At 55.3% G+C, this 17069-nt stretch carries 15 protein-coding genes; 2 read left to right on the top strand and 13 right to left on the bottom strand.

The window, feature by feature from the left end; translation table 11 throughout:
- Nucleotides 1-9: 9 nt before the first annotated feature.
- The 8 genes from JM93_RS10900 to JM93_RS10865 form a co-directional block, all read right to left on the bottom strand.
- Nucleotides 10-1971: a DUF2207 domain-containing protein gene (locus JM93_RS10900; protein ID WP_145343200.1), complete on the bottom strand. Its 1962-nt coding sequence runs from the start codon at nucleotides 1969-1971 to the stop codon at nucleotides 10-12.
- 12 nt (nucleotides 1972-1983) lie between these two features.
- The gene (locus tag JM93_RS10895; RefSeq protein WP_145343198.1) at nucleotides 1984-2541 is read right to left on the bottom strand and encodes a LemA family protein; all 558 of its coding nucleotides are present in this window, start codon (nucleotides 2539-2541) and stop codon (nucleotides 1984-1986) included.
- Nucleotides 2542-2723: 182 nt separating this feature from the next.
- Nucleotides 2724-3692 carry a glycine--tRNA ligase subunit alpha gene (locus JM93_RS10890; protein ID WP_145343196.1) on the bottom strand — a complete coding sequence of 323 codons (969 nt, stop codon included), beginning with the start codon at nucleotides 3690-3692 and terminating at the stop codon, nucleotides 2724-2726.
- 146 nt (nucleotides 3693-3838) lie between these two features.
- Nucleotides 3839-4024, bottom strand: a complete 186-nt coding sequence (locus tag JM93_RS10885) for a hypothetical protein (protein ID WP_145343194.1) — start codon at nucleotides 4022-4024, stop codon at nucleotides 3839-3841.
- A gap of 50 nt (nucleotides 4025-4074) precedes the next feature.
- On the bottom strand, nucleotides 4075-4935 hold the full coding sequence (locus tag JM93_RS10880; RefSeq protein WP_145343192.1) for a S49 family peptidase: 861 nt from the start codon (nucleotides 4933-4935) through the stop codon (nucleotides 4075-4077).
- A gap of 70 nt (nucleotides 4936-5005) precedes the next feature.
- Nucleotides 5006-5596, bottom strand: coding sequence for a PilZ domain-containing protein (locus tag JM93_RS10875; protein WP_145343190.1), 591 nt, complete (start codon nucleotides 5594-5596; stop codon nucleotides 5006-5008).
- 207 nt (nucleotides 5597-5803) lie between these two features.
- The gene (locus JM93_RS10870; RefSeq protein ID WP_145343188.1) at nucleotides 5804-6454 is read right to left on the bottom strand and encodes a PilZ domain-containing protein; all 651 of its coding nucleotides are present in this window, start codon (nucleotides 6452-6454) and stop codon (nucleotides 5804-5806) included.
- A gap of 110 nt (nucleotides 6455-6564) precedes the next feature.
- Complete coding sequence (locus JM93_RS10865; RefSeq protein ID WP_145343185.1) at nucleotides 6565-7467, bottom strand: uracil-DNA glycosylase; 903 nt, start codon at nucleotides 7465-7467, stop codon at nucleotides 6565-6567.
- Between the two features lie 335 nt (nucleotides 7468-7802).
- Here JM93_RS10865 and JM93_RS10860 point away from each other — a divergent pair, with 335 nt between their 5' ends.
- Nucleotides 7803-9482 (top strand): electron transfer flavoprotein-ubiquinone oxidoreductase, encoded by a 1680-nt coding sequence (locus JM93_RS10860; RefSeq protein ID WP_145343183.1) that lies wholly within the window; start codon nucleotides 7803-7805, stop codon nucleotides 9480-9482.
- Between the two features lie 480 nt (nucleotides 9483-9962).
- Here JM93_RS10860 and JM93_RS10855 read toward each other — a convergent pair whose 3' ends face one another.
- From JM93_RS10855 to JM93_RS10835, 5 genes are all read right to left on the bottom strand, one after another.
- A complete protein-coding gene (locus JM93_RS10855; RefSeq protein ID WP_145343331.1) occupies nucleotides 9963-11246 on the bottom strand; it encodes a DEAD/DEAH box helicase in 1284 nt (427 codons plus the stop codon).
- A gap of 297 nt (nucleotides 11247-11543) precedes the next feature.
- Nucleotides 11544-12704: a PQQ-dependent sugar dehydrogenase gene (locus JM93_RS10850; protein ID WP_244300807.1), complete on the bottom strand. Its 1161-nt coding sequence runs from the start codon at nucleotides 12702-12704 to the stop codon at nucleotides 11544-11546.
- 84 nt (nucleotides 12705-12788) lie between these two features.
- Nucleotides 12789-13115 (bottom strand): chorismate mutase, encoded by a 327-nt coding sequence (locus JM93_RS10845; RefSeq protein WP_145343181.1) that lies wholly within the window; start codon nucleotides 13113-13115, stop codon nucleotides 12789-12791.
- An 88-nt stretch (nucleotides 13116-13203) separates the two neighbouring features.
- On the bottom strand, nucleotides 13204-15507 hold the full coding sequence (locus tag JM93_RS10840) for an NADP-dependent malic enzyme (protein ID WP_145343179.1): 2304 nt from the start codon (nucleotides 15505-15507) through the stop codon (nucleotides 13204-13206).
- 101 nt (nucleotides 15508-15608) lie between these two features.
- The gene (locus JM93_RS10835) at nucleotides 15609-16247 is read right to left on the bottom strand and encodes a ceramidase domain-containing protein (protein WP_145343177.1); all 639 of its coding nucleotides are present in this window, start codon (nucleotides 16245-16247) and stop codon (nucleotides 15609-15611) included.
- 126 nt (nucleotides 16248-16373) lie between these two features.
- On the opposite strand from JM93_RS10835, the gene moaB reads away from it, so the two are divergent.
- Entirely contained in the window at nucleotides 16374-16931 is a 558-nt protein-coding gene (gene moaB / locus JM93_RS10830) for a molybdenum cofactor biosynthesis protein B (protein ID WP_145343174.1), read from the top strand.
- Nucleotides 16932-17069: the final 138 nt, after the last annotated feature.

Raw genomic sequence — 17069 nt, 5'->3', positions numbered from 1 at the left:
GTGGCGGGGCTACCAGCCTCCGCCGCCGCCGCCTCCCCCGCCGCCGCCCGACGACCCGCCACCCGACGATCCGGAGCTGGACGAACTGGACACGGGCAGTGAAGACTGGAACGACCCCGCCATGGCACTCGCTGTCGTCCCTATGCTGCGTGAAATGTTGCGGCTGTCGAAATCGGGTCCCCGATACCAACTCGGTTGGTAACCTTGAGATGCTTGAGGCGTTACTGCGCTGGACAGCCAGGTCTCGAAATGAGTGGCCCACGGCTTCTCAACCCCGAGCGAAACGGCGTAGGGCAACAAATTTTCGAAATGCAGAACACTCATGTCCGGCGCATCACTCATGTTCAGCCGGTCTTTTTCGGCTACGGACAAATACAGTTTCAAGCCGTCAATCGCGTCCATCACCTGCCGGCCGTGGGCCGTGGGAACATCAATAACCGACGCGTAAACGAAAAACATAGCGACAATGCTGAGCACGAAAACCGGAAGCAGCGGAATTTCGTGTGGGCTTCCGAGCATGAACGACACAAGCAAGCTTACCAGATAGATCAAGCTGCCGAGGATGACGGCAAAAACCAGCCAATACCCCAAGGCAGGCAGTCTGCTGCCGGACAGGCCCTCCAGAAGTGATTGAACAAGAATCGACAAGCCGAACGATATCGCAATGGCGAAGATCGTGAAGAAGCCGAAAAGAAAGGCCTGGACAAATTGAGGCTCGCTCAGGTTTCCAAAGCGGATCAGCAGCACAATCGTCAAAATGCTGATGGCTAGACCCGGAAGCAGGTAGAGGCCGTTTCTGCGGAAATAGACGCCCCGGTATTCCTTTGAGATTGCGCCGACAAACTTGTCGCCCAGCGCGCTTACCGACTTGCCATTTTCCTTGTCGAGCGGGAGCGGGGCTCCACGACCATGCAAATAGTCTTCGACAACAGCTTCCCCCTTTGGAAGCTCGCCGCGCTGGTGGCTCGAAACCATGTCCGGCAGTTCCAGAACCATGGTTTTTCCATCCTGATTGAGCTGCAGGCGGCCTTTGATGGCAAGGTTCAAGCAAGCAGCTGTAAGCGCTGTCCAGCGGCCACCCTCGATCCCGCGGTTGGTGATGTAGTTTGCAAGAGCTGGGGAGATATCGTCCGGCGCTTTGAACCGCGGAAATATGACGCCTTTAGCAGGGTCGCGGCCGACCCGCCACCAAGTGAAGACGTAGTAGATGCTCAAAACAAGAACACCTGATGCCCCGATCGCGAAGACTCTTTGGTCCTGAAGCCACATCAACAGTTTTTCTGTGCCAGCGGGCTCAGCAACAATCCCTTTTTGAAATCCAACTGCAACGGTCATGCCCTCGTTGGCTTGCAGCGGCCGGATGGTTTGGAAGACGACTTGCCCCGTGGCCTGATCGACTTCGGCCTCATAATTCGATCCATCCGCTCCGAACACGCCAGTGTAGGCCTGATACTGGATCACCTCGGCGCCCTCCGGAAGGGTGACACGGGCGCTCGCTTGATCGATCGGAAACGCCCATTCATTCCCCGTTACGTTCCAGTAGATCTCATCATAGTCGCCAAAAAAGCGGACCTGACGATCCATCAAATACTGGATTGTGTATGTGTACTTGCCCGGATCGAGAAAGACGTTGGATCTACCAATGTATATCCGGACGCCCGATGCGCTGTCTTCAGTGAAGTAGGACGCACGCTGACCGTCCTGTTCCACATCCAGAAGTTCAAAACCAACCTCGTATATCCAACCGTTGGCATCACGGGCGCGCAGAGGGATGTCGCGGAAAATTCCGCGCCTGATTTGATTGCCTTCTGCGCGAACCGTGATCCGTTCGGTGACGAGCAACTGTCCGTCAGTACGCACCTCCATATCCGAGTGGAATTGGAGGATCCGCTCTTCCGCGACCCCGGCACCCGTTAGAAATAAAACAGCGACAAGGGCAAAAAGGTGAGAGGCAATCCGAGAAAACCGCACTGGCCGGCCCTCCTAAAAAGTAACCTTGGGAACGGCGCGTTCGGCCTCGTCTTCGATCTCGAAATATTCTGCCTTCGTAAACTTGAATTGGCTGGCCACGAGATTGGAAGGAAAGCTCTCCACCGCAACGTTCATGTTTCTTACGGCGCCGTTGTAGTAGCGCCGGGCCATCTGAATGGCGTTTTCAATTTCATCCAGAGAGGCATGTAGATCCGAGAAATTCTGGCTGGCTTTCAGGTCCGGATACGCTTCGGCAACAGCGAACAACCGTCCCAACGCCTGACTGAGCTCTCCCTCAACCTTCGCGCGCCCCGCAACATCGTCCTTGGCAAGACCGCCGGCCTTAGCGCGTAACTGCGTCACAGCGTCCAGCGTGGACTGTTCGTGGCTGGCGTAGCCCTTAACCGTCTCGACAAGATTTGGAATGAGATTGTTGCGGCGTTTGAGCTGAACGTCGATTCCGCTCCACCCTTCTTCAACCATCTGGCGCTTTTTGACCAGAGCATTGTAAAGCAGGATCGCAAACAGCGAGAGCGCGATCAGCGCTGCAAGTATAAACCAGGTTGCCATGACATCCTCCGGAAGGCGCGTTGTTCGGAGGCTAGCCTCAGCTCACAACAATGTCATCAGCGGTGGACGAGCAGGCTCTTAATAAGCGCCAAACCGTAATCCGGAACACACTTTTGGCACATCTTTTATGGCCCGCCTTCAAACTGTGCCGTCTAAGCCTCATTGACGGAGAACGGTGACAACTACTCAGCAGCCTGATTGTGGTACCCGACTCCGCCGGCTTCGGTCTCCAGAAACGCCGCGCCACAAGCTTTTGCAAGTTCGCGTACCCGAAGGATGTAGCTCTGGCGCTCCGTAACCGAAATCACGCCGCGGGCGTCCAGCAGATTGAATGCGTGGCTGGCTTTGATGCACTGGTCATAGGCGGGCAACACCACCTGATGCACAGCTGCACCCGCTGCATCGCGTGCTTTCGCCCCGGCTTCCAGGATCGCGCGGCACTCATTTTCCGCATCCTTGAAGTGCTGGAACAAGGTTTCCGTGTTTGCGTGCTCGAAGTTGTAGCGGGAATACTCCTGTTCTGCCTGCAGAAAGACATCCCCATAGGTGACCTTGTCCGCCCCCTCCATGCCGTTGTAATTCAGGTCATAAACGTCATCGACACCCTGAACATACATGGCGATACGCTCTAGGCCGTAAGTCAGCTCCCCGGAAACAGGGGAGCACTCAAAGCCGGCAACCTGCTGGAAATAGGTGAACTGCGAGACTTCCATACCGTCGCACCAGCACTCCCAGCCCAGGCCCCACGCGCCAAGCGTCGGGCTTTCCCAATCGTCTTCGACGAAGCGAATGTCGTGCAGCTTCGGATCAAGACCGATTGCGTAAAGGGAATTCAGATAAAGATCCTGAAGATTGGCTGGTGACGGTTTCAGGATCACCTGGAACTGATAGTAATGTTGCAGTCGGTTCGGATTCTCACCATACCGGCCATCGGTCGGCCGTCGCGAGGGCTGAACATAGGCTGCTTTCCACGGGCGCGGACCGAGAGAGCGGAGCGTTGTGGCCGGGTGAAATGTTCCAGCGCCCACTTCCATGTCGTAAGGTTGCAAAACCACACACCCTTGATCCGCCCAATAGCGTTGCAGGGTTAGAATAAGGCCTTGAAACGAGTTTTCCGGCCGCATATGCGCCGGAAGATCCTGTGTCGACATGAATTACGTCCAAAATTGATAGAAAATCCGGCCGAGCGCCAGACTGCCGGACAGGTGCCACGGACATTCGCCGAGGTCAAGGCTGCAAGTCAGCGCCTGCCTTTCCAGCCGGCAGGCAGGACGGTCCAGCGGCTCACGACAGGGGTCTAACGTTGCGGCCTGTACCGGCCGGTTTCCGGGTCAAGAACGAGACTGGGCATCTGGTCCGCGCCCTGTGCATCCCGCGCCGCCTTGGACAACTTGTTTTCAACTTCGGCCATTTTACGCTTCATGCGCTGGACGATCCAGTATCCCCCGACAGCCAAAGCAGCAACGCCAATCAATTCAGTCATAATCGTACCCGATCCTGGAAGCCTCATAACACAGTAAGCGAAGGACTCTTCTAGAGCCCAAAGCGCATCCACATTGCTCTGGTTTCTGCGGCTGAAATAAGATCATCCCCCAAACCGCTCATCGCCTCTCCTGAGAGAGCGGAAATACCTCCCGCGCCGCTGCGCCGTCCAAACAAGCTGCGAGGGGCGGAAATAAGCCGCGTTTCGGTTTTTTCGCCAAATCGCTTCTTGAGCGTCCCTCGCAGGTCTCCGATAGAGTCGACCAATCCAAGATCACGCGCGGAACGTCCGGTCCAGAATTTGCCACTGAAGATGTCTTTATCGTCGCTGAGAACATCCTTGCGCCGCTCTTTGACGAGATCCGTGAATGTTTCATGGATCTCCGCCTGCAGGCTCTTCAAATATTCGATGTCTTCTGCGTTTTCCGGTTGAAACGGATCGAGAATGACCTTTTTTTCACCGGCAGTGTAAACCCGCCGCTGAACGCCGATTTTTTCAATAAGTTCGGTGAAGCCAAAGCCAGCAGCCACCACCCCGATGGATCCGACAACCGAGGACGGGTCGACGATGATCTCATCCCCGGCCACAGCAATCATGTAGCCACCGCTCGCAGCGACATCCTCGACAAAAACGAGTACCTCTTTTTCCTTTTCTTTCGCCAGATCACGAATGCGTTGGAAAATCAGACGGGACTGGACGGGAGATCCACCCGGCGAGTTGACAATCAACGCGACGGCCGGCGCCTTTCTCATTGAAAACGCTTTTTCAAGCGGCTGGGCCACAGAACCCAGCGACATTCCCGGGCGCAAGGGGGTTGCCATCCCAATAGGTCCCTGCAGCCGGACGACTGGGACGACCGGGCCGTCATTACGCATGGATTTCGGCAGAAGGCGGCGAAAAGGGTTTGACACGAAAGGCTCCACATTCCATCTGGTCTGCGACGGATATAGGGGCCGGACGCCTAGGAATAAAGAGATACACTCATCCTTTCGGGAGGTTCGGGGAACCTAACCCGCCATTGCCTTGGACGACGGATTTCTTGGCAACTTCCGCGCTGCTTGAGAATTGCCACAGCATCCTTACGCCTGCGAAGTGGCTTTTGCGCCAGACAATTTGTCCTTTTACCGGCAGATCGAGGCCGACGATTTTCAAAGACACCTCGTCGGGAAGATAGTGGAGGTCTGCGCCTTTCAACCGGCACCCTGAGGGACTGGCATCCACAATCAGGCACTCAAGAGAAATCGAACGGGCACGATTGCTTACGGTTACTGGAATTCGCACTTGACGCCTTCGTTCCCGCCGCCTTTCCCTAACTTCAGTGTTCTTAAATTCAAACTTTATCTCAGCCCAGTCCTCTGAGGACGTGACCACGCGGCCTTTGATCATTTTTTCGAGGCCGGTAACCCGAAGACCAATCAGATCGTTGATTTTGGCAATTTTGTTTGACGTAACTTTGCAGCCCTCGGCGCAAAAGTCAGAAGCGGATGCCTCAATGCAAGTCAGGTCGCCGAGATCGACAACAAGCACCGACAATATCGCATGTGGGGGAATGTGATCGACCAGATTGTCCATTGCTGCCCTGAAAAAGCATGCCGCAGGACATTTGTGTCGACCAAGCACGGTGTAAGCGCACCCGGAACGGCTGCCTGCAAGCAATCGTTTTAAATACGGCGGTTAAAGACAAGAGTCGCCGTTCAGGCTTGCGCGGAGCTTTTCAATTCTAACGTTACGGAATTTTCCACAAGCCGGTTGGCTAGCAGATTAAAATCCAGAGGGAGGTTACCCGCCGAAGGCGCTCAAACGCTTTTTCTTCGGCCGCTTTTCAGTGGTTTCATCGGGCTGGCGAGGATGTGTTTGCCCCTTCACGCCTGCCTTCAAACCATTTTCGAACGGCCAATTCAAGCGCACGCCCGCCTGTTGGCCGTTCCGCCAAACAATTGTGCCACTGACACAAGTCTTGACACCGGCAATTGACAGGAAAATATCGTTTGGCAGTTCCGAAACGCGATCGGCTTCAATGCGGCAGCCCGACCGGCTTGCATCCACAATCTGGCATTGGATTTCGTCTTCAAGGTCAATACAGGTGATCTTTGCCGTCATCCAGACCGCGCGCCGCACTTCGGTTCGCTTTTCATTGTGGAGAAGCTTCCGTTCTGCCTGGAAGGCGATTTGCGCGCCTTGATCGGACAAGGCCACAATCCTGCCGCGGATGAGGTCCTGATAGCCTTCGATTTTGAGGCCGATCCGCTCGTTCAGCTGATCAATCTCATCTGACAGAATCCAGCACCCGTCGGGTGACACTGAGTAGGCATAGGCTTCGATATGACTCATATTGCTCAAGTCCACAATCTGAGCCGGTAAAAGATCGTCAAATTCCGCAGCACTCGACAGCATGCCTACCACACCCTCTACTTTATCGAGCGCGGACACTACGCACTATGCTCCTAAGCACATCTTAACGTCGCCGGAACAATCCGAAGGGTTAGCCTTTTTCACTTCGAAAAACGAGCCTAGCTAGCGGGTTCGCCCGCGAGCACACGTTAGATATGCTCATTGTCTTGCTTATGCAGCTTGGAGCGAATGCTCAGAAAATCCCGCCAGGAAAGTCGTTTTTCGAGCGGGCTCCTGAGCAAATAAGCTGGATGATAGGTGGCAACACAGGGAATGGTTCGGCCATTCAGGTCGTAAGTCATCCACCGGCCGCGCATTTTACGGATACCGTCTTGCACGCCAAGCAGCGTTTTCGCGGATGCCGCGCCCAAAAACACAAGCATATCCGGGTTGGCCAGTTCAATCTGGCGCTTGATGAAGGGTTTGCAGATTTCCGTTTCCTGCGGGGTCGGCGTCCGGTTTCCTGGTGGGCGCCAGGGAACAACATTGGCGATGTAGACATTGGTGCGATCAAGTCCGATCGCGTGCAACATGCGGTCTAGAAGCTGCCCGGAGCGCCCAACGAAAGGTTTGCCCTGCAGATCCTCGTCGCGGCCGGGCGCTTCCCCAACCAACATCAGCCTTGCGTTGGGCACCCCATCAGCAAACACGAGGTTTTTTGCGGACAGCTTTAGATTACAGCCCTCAAACTCTTCCAGAATGCTGCAGAGCGTTTCAAGGTTTTGCGCTTTAGCCGCCGCGTCACGAGCGGATTCGACAACTGCCGCATCTGGTATGGTGGCTGTATGACCTGTTGCCGGTCCTTGCACGGACGGAGCTGCACCAACCGGCATAACACTGGAGCCGGACGGCTGTCGCGACGGGGGCCGTTCCGCATGTTCGGCAGTCTCCCGGGGCGGGTTATGACCATGTTGCAACCGTTTCGTGGTCTGCCGGGCACTCTCCTCAAACCAGTCCAGAGGGTTTTCCGTCAGGCATGCGTCAACGCCCGCAGCCTGATAAAACTCAAGCAGCGATTCGAGTTCGCCAAGGATCGGTTCGTTGTGGTTCACAGGGCCTCCGAACCCTCAATACGACAGTTTGCTCCCTTGTAAAAGCGCGTGTGGATAAGGCCTGTTGTTCACATTCAGCTTCAGCCGGTTGATCTTCCCGTTTTTTTGCATGAGGCAGATTGACGTCTTGCAGACTGGATCTAGACGCTATATTACGTTTACGTAAAGGTTATTCTACTGCTTGACGAAAAGCGTCTTGTCGGGTCTATCAGGGCCAAATGTGGCCGACAGCTGAGCAATACGGTGTTAGCACGACGTTAAATGTCGTGTTTTGCGCCGCAAAATGATGCAAATAGAGGAATACCGGCGGAACCGGAAAAGGAGGGGAGAACGCAATGGCGGAAGACAACGCCCTTGGTGAACGCGAAAGCATGGATGTCGACGTCGTCATCGTTGGCGCGGGTCCGGCAGGTCTTGCAGCAGCGATCCGGCTGAAACAAATCGCGAACGAAAAAGGCGAAGAAATCAGCATCGTCGTTCTGGAAAAGGGCTCTGAAGTTGGTGCCCACATTTTGTCTGGCGCTGTTGTTGACCCCATCGCAGTTGATAAACTGCTTCCCGAATGGCGCGAAGAAGAAAACACACCGTTCAAGACGCCAGTTACAGCCGACCACTTCCTGGTTCTGGGCCCAGCGGGCTCCATTCGGCTACCAAACCTGTTCATGCCGAAACTTATGAACAATCACGGGAATTACATCGTGTCCCTTGGCAATGTGTGCCGTTGGCTGGCCGAAAAAGCCGAGGCCATGGGGATTGAAATCTATCCCGGCTTTGCCGCTGCCGAGATCCTCTACAATGAGGATGGCAGTGTGGCCGGTGTAGCGACCGGCGACATGGGAATTGGTCGCGACGGAAAACCCAATGCGATGTTCACACGCGGCATGGAGCTTAAAGCCAAATACACGCTCATCGGTGAAGGCGCACGCGGTTCGCTCGCAAAGGTGCTGATCGAAAAGTTCGGTCTTGACCGCGACAGCGATGTTCCGAAATTCGGTATTGGGATCAAGGAACTGTGGCAGGTAGATCCGTCAAAGCACCAGCCGGGTCTGGTTCAACACTCATTTGGCTGGCCGCTTGATGGCAAGACCGGTGGTGGTTCGTTCCTTTACCATTTGGAGGACAATCAGGTGGCCGTCGGGTTCGTGGTACACTTGAATTACCAAAACCCTTGGCTGTCGCCGTTTGACGAATTCCAGCGGTTTAAAACGCATCCGGCCATTCGCGAAACTTTCGAGGGCGGGAAGCGCATCTCGTATGGCGCGCGCGCGATTACCGAAGGCGGTTATCAATCCGTGCCGAAACTGTCCTTCCCGGGCGGCTTAATCATGGGATGCTCGGCCGGTTTTGTGAATGTTCCGCGGATCAAGGGATCACACAACGCCATGCTTTCCGGCATGCTGGCTGCAGAAGAAGTCATGGCTGCGCTGGGACGCGGCGAAGCGAACACCGAACTCGCACACTACGACATTGCCTGGCGTGAGAGCGAAATCGGGCGCGATTTGAAAAACGTCCGCAACGTCAAACCTCTGTGGTCAAAGTTTGGAACATGGGCAGGCATCGCGCTGGGCGGGCTCGACATGTGGACGAACGAGCTGTTTGGAGTGGCGCTTTTTGGCACGATGAAGCACGGCAAATCCGATGCTGAAAGCCTCAAACCAGCGAAAGATTGCAAGAAAATCGAATATCCGAAACCAGACGGAGTGATCTCTTTCGACAAGCTGTCTTCTGTGTTTCTGTCAAACACCAACCACGAGGAAGATCAGCCGATCCACCTTAAGGTCAAGGACGAAACCCTTCAAAAACTGTCAGAGCACGACGTGTTTGCAGGCCCTTCGAACCGGTACTGCCCAGCCGGCGTATATGAATGGGTCGAAGAGGGGGAAGATGCGCCTCGCTTTCAGATCAATGCGCAGAACTGCGTACATTGCAAAACCTGCGACATAAAAGATCCAAACCGCAATATCACCTGGACGGTACCTGAGGGCGCGGGCGGGCCAAATTATCCCAACATGTAGGGACGTGGTGAAAAACATACAGCGCCAGGAACATCTGTTCCCGGCGCTGTAGTCTTGCGGCCGATGGGTCATTTTCCGAATATTGCGCGTATGCACAATTGTCCGGTCGCGGTTGTCCGGAGCGAACGGCCACGTTGGGAGCTTTGCCCCTCGTTTGTCATCGCTGGTCGCGCCTCCGACCCGCTGCCACAAGCTGGATTCAATGCAAACCGACGTTGTTACCCACCTTGGGCCGGTCCCATTGATATCTTTCTAATATGTTTTCCGGAGACGTCAGCGTGCGGATGATTTCCGCGCCGTCGCTATTGCAGCCACTGTGGCTGCTGAGCGAAGAACAGTAGGTTCATCACGCTCCGTTGGATGCTTTGTAGTTTACCTTAACGGAAAGATCAATATAATTTTTCACAGTATGAAAAATTTCACATCATTTTCCGCTAAGGTTGCAATATCCTGGATCAGCTCATCCTGAGCTCCTAGCGATCAGGCAGCGTCCCGCTTTGAAAAGTTGCGCTTGCGGCGACCTTTACGCTCATCAAACGCCTTTGGCTTGGCCGCACCGGGCCGGGCTCCGCCACCGCGCCCTGATCCGTTGCCGCGCCCCTTGCGTGCCGGCTTTGCGGATTCAAAACGAGCGCTTGGCTGCTCACCACTGGCGATTTCAATCGTGAAGCCGATCAGTTTTTCGATCTGGCGCAGTAAGCCAAATTCCTCCGGCGCGCAAAGAGCAACGGCATCACCCTCCGCCCCGGCTCTCGCAGTCCGGCCGATTCGGTGGACATAGGCTTCGGCAACTTCTGGAAGTTCAAAATTGTAGACATGGCTAACCCCCGGGATATCGATCCCCCGTGCAGCCACATCGGTTGCCACGAGAACCTTAATGCTCCCCTCGCGTAGCCCTTTGATCGCGCGGTCACGCTGGTTCTGGCTTTTATTGCCGTGGATTGACCCTGCAGAAACACCGGCAGCCACCAATTTTTTCATCAAGCGCTCCGCGCCATGTTTCGTGCGGCAGAACACCAGAGACATGTCGTTGGGCCGCCCAAAAAGCAGGTCGATCAAAAAACCGGTCTTCGCTTTTTGATCCATAAAATGGACGGTTTGCGCGATCTTGTCCGCGGTCTTGCCAGCCGGGGCCACCTCAACCCGGACCGGATCAGTTAGATAGGTCTGTGCAAGATCCTCAATCTGCCGCGGCATCGTCGCCGAGAACAGAAGGGTCTGACGCTCTTTTGCAACCAGTTTGGAGATCTTTCGCAGCGCATGGATAAAGCCGAGATCCAACATCTGGTCGGCCTCGTCCAGAACGAGAAAAGAGGCTGTGTCCAACCGAACGGCTTGGCGATCGACCAGATCAAGCAGGCGCCCGGGAGTTGCAACCAAAATGTCAGTGCCTTTTGCAAGACGCTTGATCTGACCGTTGATCGACACGCCACCAACCACCGACGTGACACGCAACGGCGTGCCCTTGACGAATGAAATGATGTTTTTTGCAATTTGGTTGACCAGCTCGCGGGTTGGCGCAAGGATCAGGGCGCGAGCACCCGTCGGCGCGGGCCGGCCTGGGTTTGATAGAAGCTGGTCCACCAGCGGCAAACCGAATGCGGCCGTTTTCCCAGTCCCGGTCTGGGCCAGTCCAATAAGGTCCTCCCCTTTCAGAACATGCGGGATAGCGTCTTTTTGGATGGGGGTTGGGGTGTCGTAGCCGTTGGCAGCGATTGCATTCAAGACCGCGTCAGAGAGGCCCAGTGTGCGAAAATCAGTCAAGGTCATACCTTTATCGTGTGCCTGCTCACGCTATGCGAACAGACCTACATCCGGCGCTGCCAATGGCAGGACCGCGAAGCGGTTGCGGCGATGACCCTAACCAGAAACCGAACTGTTTCATGGCCGCACCGCCGGCAGAACCCCGCGTGAAATGGGAACTTTTTTGAGAAATGGTCTTTCATGAGACCGGGCCCGTTGGCACCGTTTGACTTCAGCAAGACGGCGCACGCTGCTCACGCGGCAGGCGGGATACCCCGCCGTATCGCTGTTGTACGGCCTAAAGTCAAGTTCATTCGGTTACTGGGTCGCTTGCGGCACCAGTCTCAGAAGCTTGCCCGGATCATCATCGGTGAGCACATAAATCATCCCGTCCTGCCCCTGGCGGACATCCCTGATCCGCGCGGCCAGATCAGTAAGCAGTTTTTCCTCGCGGGTAATTTCGGTGCCATCCAACGACAATTTAGCAATATGCTGCCCCCTCAAGGCCCCGACCAACAGGTCGCCCTGCCAATCCGGATAAAGATCGCTCGTGACGAAGGCCATGCCCGATGGTGCTATCGATGGATCCCAATAATAGAGCGGCTGTTCGAAGCCAGGCGCGCTCGTGCCAATACCGATCTTGCCGCCAGAGTAATGGCGGCCATAAGAAATTTCAGGCCATCCGTAGTTCTTGCCGGCTTCCGGCCGGTTCACTTCGTCCCCGCCACGGGCACCGTGTTCGACAGTCCACAGCTCTCCGGTGGCTGGATTGATCGCAGCACTCTGCGGATTACGGTGCCCGGTCGACCAGATTTCGGGCAGATAACCGCTGGTTTGCACAAAAGGATTGTCGGAAGGAACACTGCCGTCCTGATTGATGCGCAGAACATTGCCTGAATGGTCCATGGTGTCTTGCGAGCGCGGACCATCTCCCCTGTCACCCGTTGTCAGGAACAGCGTTCCATCGTCTTTAAACGCCATGCGTGAGCCGAAATGCCGGCCACCAAAACCGCGGTTGTTTCCCCTAAAAATCGTCTCGCCATCTTCAAGACTGTAGCCCTCGCCGACTGGAACGAGAACGGCTTTGAAGACAGACGTTCCCGCCCCTTCGGGAGAACCTTGCGAAAACGTCATGAAAACGTTGCGGGTTTGGTCAAAATCAGGTGCCAAGGCGATATCAAGCAAACCACCCTGCCCCTGACTAAAAACTTCCGGGCTTCCGGGCACATCCGAAACTGCACCCTCCGGGCTGGCATATTTAAGGGCCCCGTCACGTTCGGTGATCAAAAAACCACCCTCGGGAAGAAAAGCCACAGCCCAAGGAAACGACAGCCCATCCACAACAACCTCCGGACTGACAGAGGATTGAGCCGCGGCAGATTGAACGGGGATGGTGCCCATGCCGACAGCAAGCAGAAACATTGTCGCCGTCTGCCTGAACCCGCCCACTAATCCGGCAACTCGATTTCTCGCGCTCATTGGATCTCCCTCGAAGCTTGGCACCACCAGCTATGCTGGAAATAGGCATAATAGGCGGCGCTTCCAGCCCGGCCCTTGCGATATTTACTTCTTCGAACTGTTCAACCTACGCAAAATCGTCCGTTTTTCGTAAGCAACGTTCCAATCGATCAAACACCGCCAAACCTCTTCAACCTGCTCCGGCTCAAGATCAAGCGCCGCAGCCCGTGTCTTGATATCCGCAACCATTGTTTCGATCCGTTCGGCATCGAATGCTTCTTCCGGGTTCTGTTTGATCTCGGCCATGCGACGGACATAGCCTTGCCGCTCTGCAAATAGGCTGAGCAAGAGCTGGTCGATCCGGTCGATCTCGGCGCGGATGTGCTGTTTTGTATTGCAATTCTCGGGCGGTCTGGTCGGGAGCTTGGACATATGTGGATCTGACCTTTAACTTTATACAAAAGCGCCGGCTCGAAGCCGGCGCACTATCATCTTTAATTCTGGCAGGATGTTCGACGTTTCATGGCTTGATTTCACGGCCCTGCTGCGCTTCAACGCAGGCAAGAGCAGACATGTTGACCACACCGCGCGAAGTGACCGACGGGGTCAGAATATGTGCCGGCTTTGCGGTGCCCAGCAGGATCGGTCCGACATGCAAGGCTTCTGTTGCCACCTTCAAAAGGTTCAGCGCGATATTGGCCGAATCCAAATTTGGAAACAGCAATAGGTTTGCCTCGCCTTTCAGCCGGCTGTCCGGCATCACGCGCTCCCGCAAAGCTTCACTCAACGCGGAATCGCCGTGCATCTCGCCATCCACCTCGAGGTTAGGGCAGCGCTTCCAGAGAATATCAAGCGCCTCGCGCATTTTTCGCGAGGATTCTGTGTCCCGGGAACCGAAGTTCGACATCGACAGCAGAGCCGCCCTTGGCTCAATGCCAAACCGGTGGATTTCCTCAGCTGCCAGATCAGCCATTTCGGCAAGTTCGATGGCGCTCGGGTTTTCAGAGACGAACGTGTCAGTCAGGAACAAGGCTCCGCGCGAGTTGATCAACAATGACAGCGCAGAAAGATCCTTGGCACCTTCGCGCATGCCGATGATCTGCCTGATGTCGCGAAGATGCCGGATAAACCTGCCTTCCAGTCCACAGATCGCCGCATCCGCATCGCCACGGCGTACAGCCAGAGCAGAAATGACGGTCGTGTTAGTGCGCACGACTGTCCGTGCCGCGTTGGGCGGCATGCCCTTACGTCCAACGCACTTGAAGTATTCCTCGGCATAGTCCCGGTAGCGGGGATCATCTTGTGGGTTGACGAATTCGAAGTCCTCGCCGGGGCGTATTTTCAAACCGAACCGCTCACAACGGGCTTGCAGGACCTCTGGACGTCCGACCAGAATCGGCTGCGCGATCTTGTCTTCAATAAGTACCTGAGCTGCACGCAGTACGCGTTCGTCTTCGCCTTCGGCATAGATAATTTTCTTGGGATCTTGAGACGCCGCTTGAATGATCGGTTTCATGATCAGACCGGAGCGGAACACAAACCGGTTCAGCCGGTCCAAATAGGCGTTAAAGTCCTCAATTGGTCGCGTTGCAACGCCGCTGTCCATGGCCGCCTTAGCGACTGCAGGGGCGATCCGCAGGATAAGGCGCTGATCAAATGGCGAAGGAATAAGATAATGCGGACCAAAGGTTTCGGTTTTTCCGCCATACGCCTTGGCCGCAACGTCAGATGGTTCTTCACGGGCCAGCCCGGCAATCGCTTCGACAGCTGCCCGTTTCATCTCTTCGTTGATGGTTGTCGCCCCGACATCCAATGCGCCGCGGAATATGTAGGGAAAACAAAGAACGTTGTTGACCTGGTTCGGGTAGTCGGACCGTCCTGTACACATCACAACATCCGAGCGGACGGCCTTTGCCTCTTCCGGCATTATTTCCGGCGTGGGATTGGCCAGCGCGAGGATCAAGGGGCCATCGGCCATTTTCGCAACCATGTCAGGTTTCAAAACACCGCCGGCTGACAATCCAAGAAACACATTGGCGCCATCGATAACCTCTGAGAGGGTCCGTTTATCTGTCTTCTGGGCGAACTTGGCTTTCCACTCGTCCATGAGGGCCTCACGCCCTTCATAGACAACCCCCTCAATATCCGTGATCCAAATGTTCTCACGCTTGGCCCCGAGGGATACCAGCATGTTGAGGCATGCCAGCGCAGCAGCGCCGGCGCCAGAAGCTACGATCTTAGCCTCGCTTAACTCTTTGCCCGCAAGTTCCAGAGCATTTCGAACGGCCGCTCCAACGATAATGGCCGTGCCGTGCTGATCATCGTGAAACACCGGAATATTCATGCGCTCGCGCAGCTTCGCTTCGATCATGAAGCATTCCGGCGCCTTGATGTCTTCCAGGTTGATGCCGCCAAAGGTTGGCTCGAGAACAGAGACTGCATCAACGAAGCGGTCAACGTCCCGTTCATCGACCTCAATATCGAACACATCAATCCCAGCGAATTTCTTAAACAGTACAGCCTTGCCTTCCATGACAGGCTTGGAAGCGAGCGGCCCGATCGCCCCGAGCCCTAACACGGCGGTTCCGTTTGAAATCACCGCAACGAGGTTTTGCCGTGCCGTGTAGTCGGCCGCCTTTTGCGGATCCTTCGCAATCTCTATGCAAGGCGCTGCAACGCCCGGCGAATAGGCAAGCGCCAGGTCGCGCTGGTTGCCAAGTGGCTTGGTCGCCTGGATTTCCAGCTTGCCGGGACGCGGATGTTCATGGAAAAACAGCGCTGCTTCTGTCAAATCGCTGCCGCTTGTCGGCTTTGTGTCACTCATCCCGAACCGCCTTTCCTGTCCCTATTTTCGTTTTGTCAAAGCTCGTTGTGTTCTTCCGGACTACCTAGAGCCTTGGCATATCTTCGTATTTAGTGACGGGTTTAACCGGCACGATGCAAAATGAGAACCCGTAACAGCGAGAACAGCACAACACCGTTCAGGATATGCCACATAAAATGCGTACCGGCCTGAAAACTGTCGCAAAGGGTAGAATCGAGTGTGCGGAAGGTAAGTGACAGCGCAAACACGATGCCCGTTCCGAGCACCCAGATGGCGAGTTTACGGTTCTTTGGCAGGAAAAAGCCGCCGACGACAAAAATCGCAAGCAACGCCGGCAAATATCCGGCCGACGACCCCACCAGCGGCGCCCAAATTTCACCGACCATCGGCGACAAAACGAAGAACCCAATCACGATGGCGATACTAACCACCCAATGCAGTCCAAGAAATCGGCGCAGCGCAAAAAGCAAATAAACATGGATAAAGAGTGCGATTGGGATGACGTCGGTGAGCAAAGCCCAACGGGTCGCAAAAGTGTGAAATAAAAACGATCCGATCCCTGTCGCCAAAACGATTAAAATCAGCGCCAGTCCAACCCAATCATTCGGCGTTTTTCTTCGCCACAGCAGGAACGCGAAGAGAGCCGCCACAAGAAATGCGGCGTTGGTCACAGCATTGAGTGGCTCAGCCCAGAACTCTGCCCCCATGCGTTCGCAATAATGATCGAGCTGCTCATTCATCGGGACACCTCTTGGAAACCATTGAGCTTGAAAAGACTTGGATATACGGACTACGTCGCAAATTGATGTCTTATGTCTGGCAACTGACATTCGACACGACTATGTGTTTTGTTCAAGGAGAAAACCATGTCCCGCATCGACGAAACGCGCCCGTTTGTCCCTTTGAATATTTCGGTCCTGACAGTGTCAGACACACGATCTCCAGAGGAAGACAGGTCCGGAAGCACTTTGGCAGACCGGCTTGAGAAAGCTGGACATGTCCTTGCTGATCGCAAACTTACAACTGACGATGTCGACGCTATCCGGGCTGTGGTGAAAGACTGGATTGCGCGGGACACAATTGATGTGGTGATCACGACCGGCGGAACGGGTTTCACCGGCCGGGACGTGACCCCTGAAGCCGTTGAGCCGCTGTTCGAGAAGAGAATGGAGGGGTTCTCAGAAGTTTTTCACCGCATCTCCTATGACAAGATCGGAACGTCAACCATCCAGTCACGGGCCACCGGCGGTGTCGCAGGCGCGACCTACATTTTCGTTTTGCCCGGCTCGCCCGGCGCCTGCAAGGACGCTTGGGACGGCATTTTGAAATGGCAGCTTGACTATCGCCACATGCCCTGCAACTTCGTTGAAATCATGCCACGGCTGGATGAGCACTTGAAACGCGGAAAGCTCCAAGAAGTTTAATCCCGCAAACCACCACCCGACCGTTTTAGTAGGTGGAGTTTCAGTGAAAAACGCGATCATCATGGTCTGAAACGGGCTTCGACGTCGATCACTGAGACGCGCTTGGGACGCTCTCAGTCTGCAGTCCATTTTTGATCC

The sequence above is a fragment of the Roseibium hamelinense genome (assembly GCF_007830545.1).
Lineage (GTDB): Bacteria > Pseudomonadota > Alphaproteobacteria > Rhizobiales > Stappiaceae > Roseibium > Roseibium hamelinense.
This window is presented reverse-complemented; position numbering and strand designations above follow the sequence as displayed.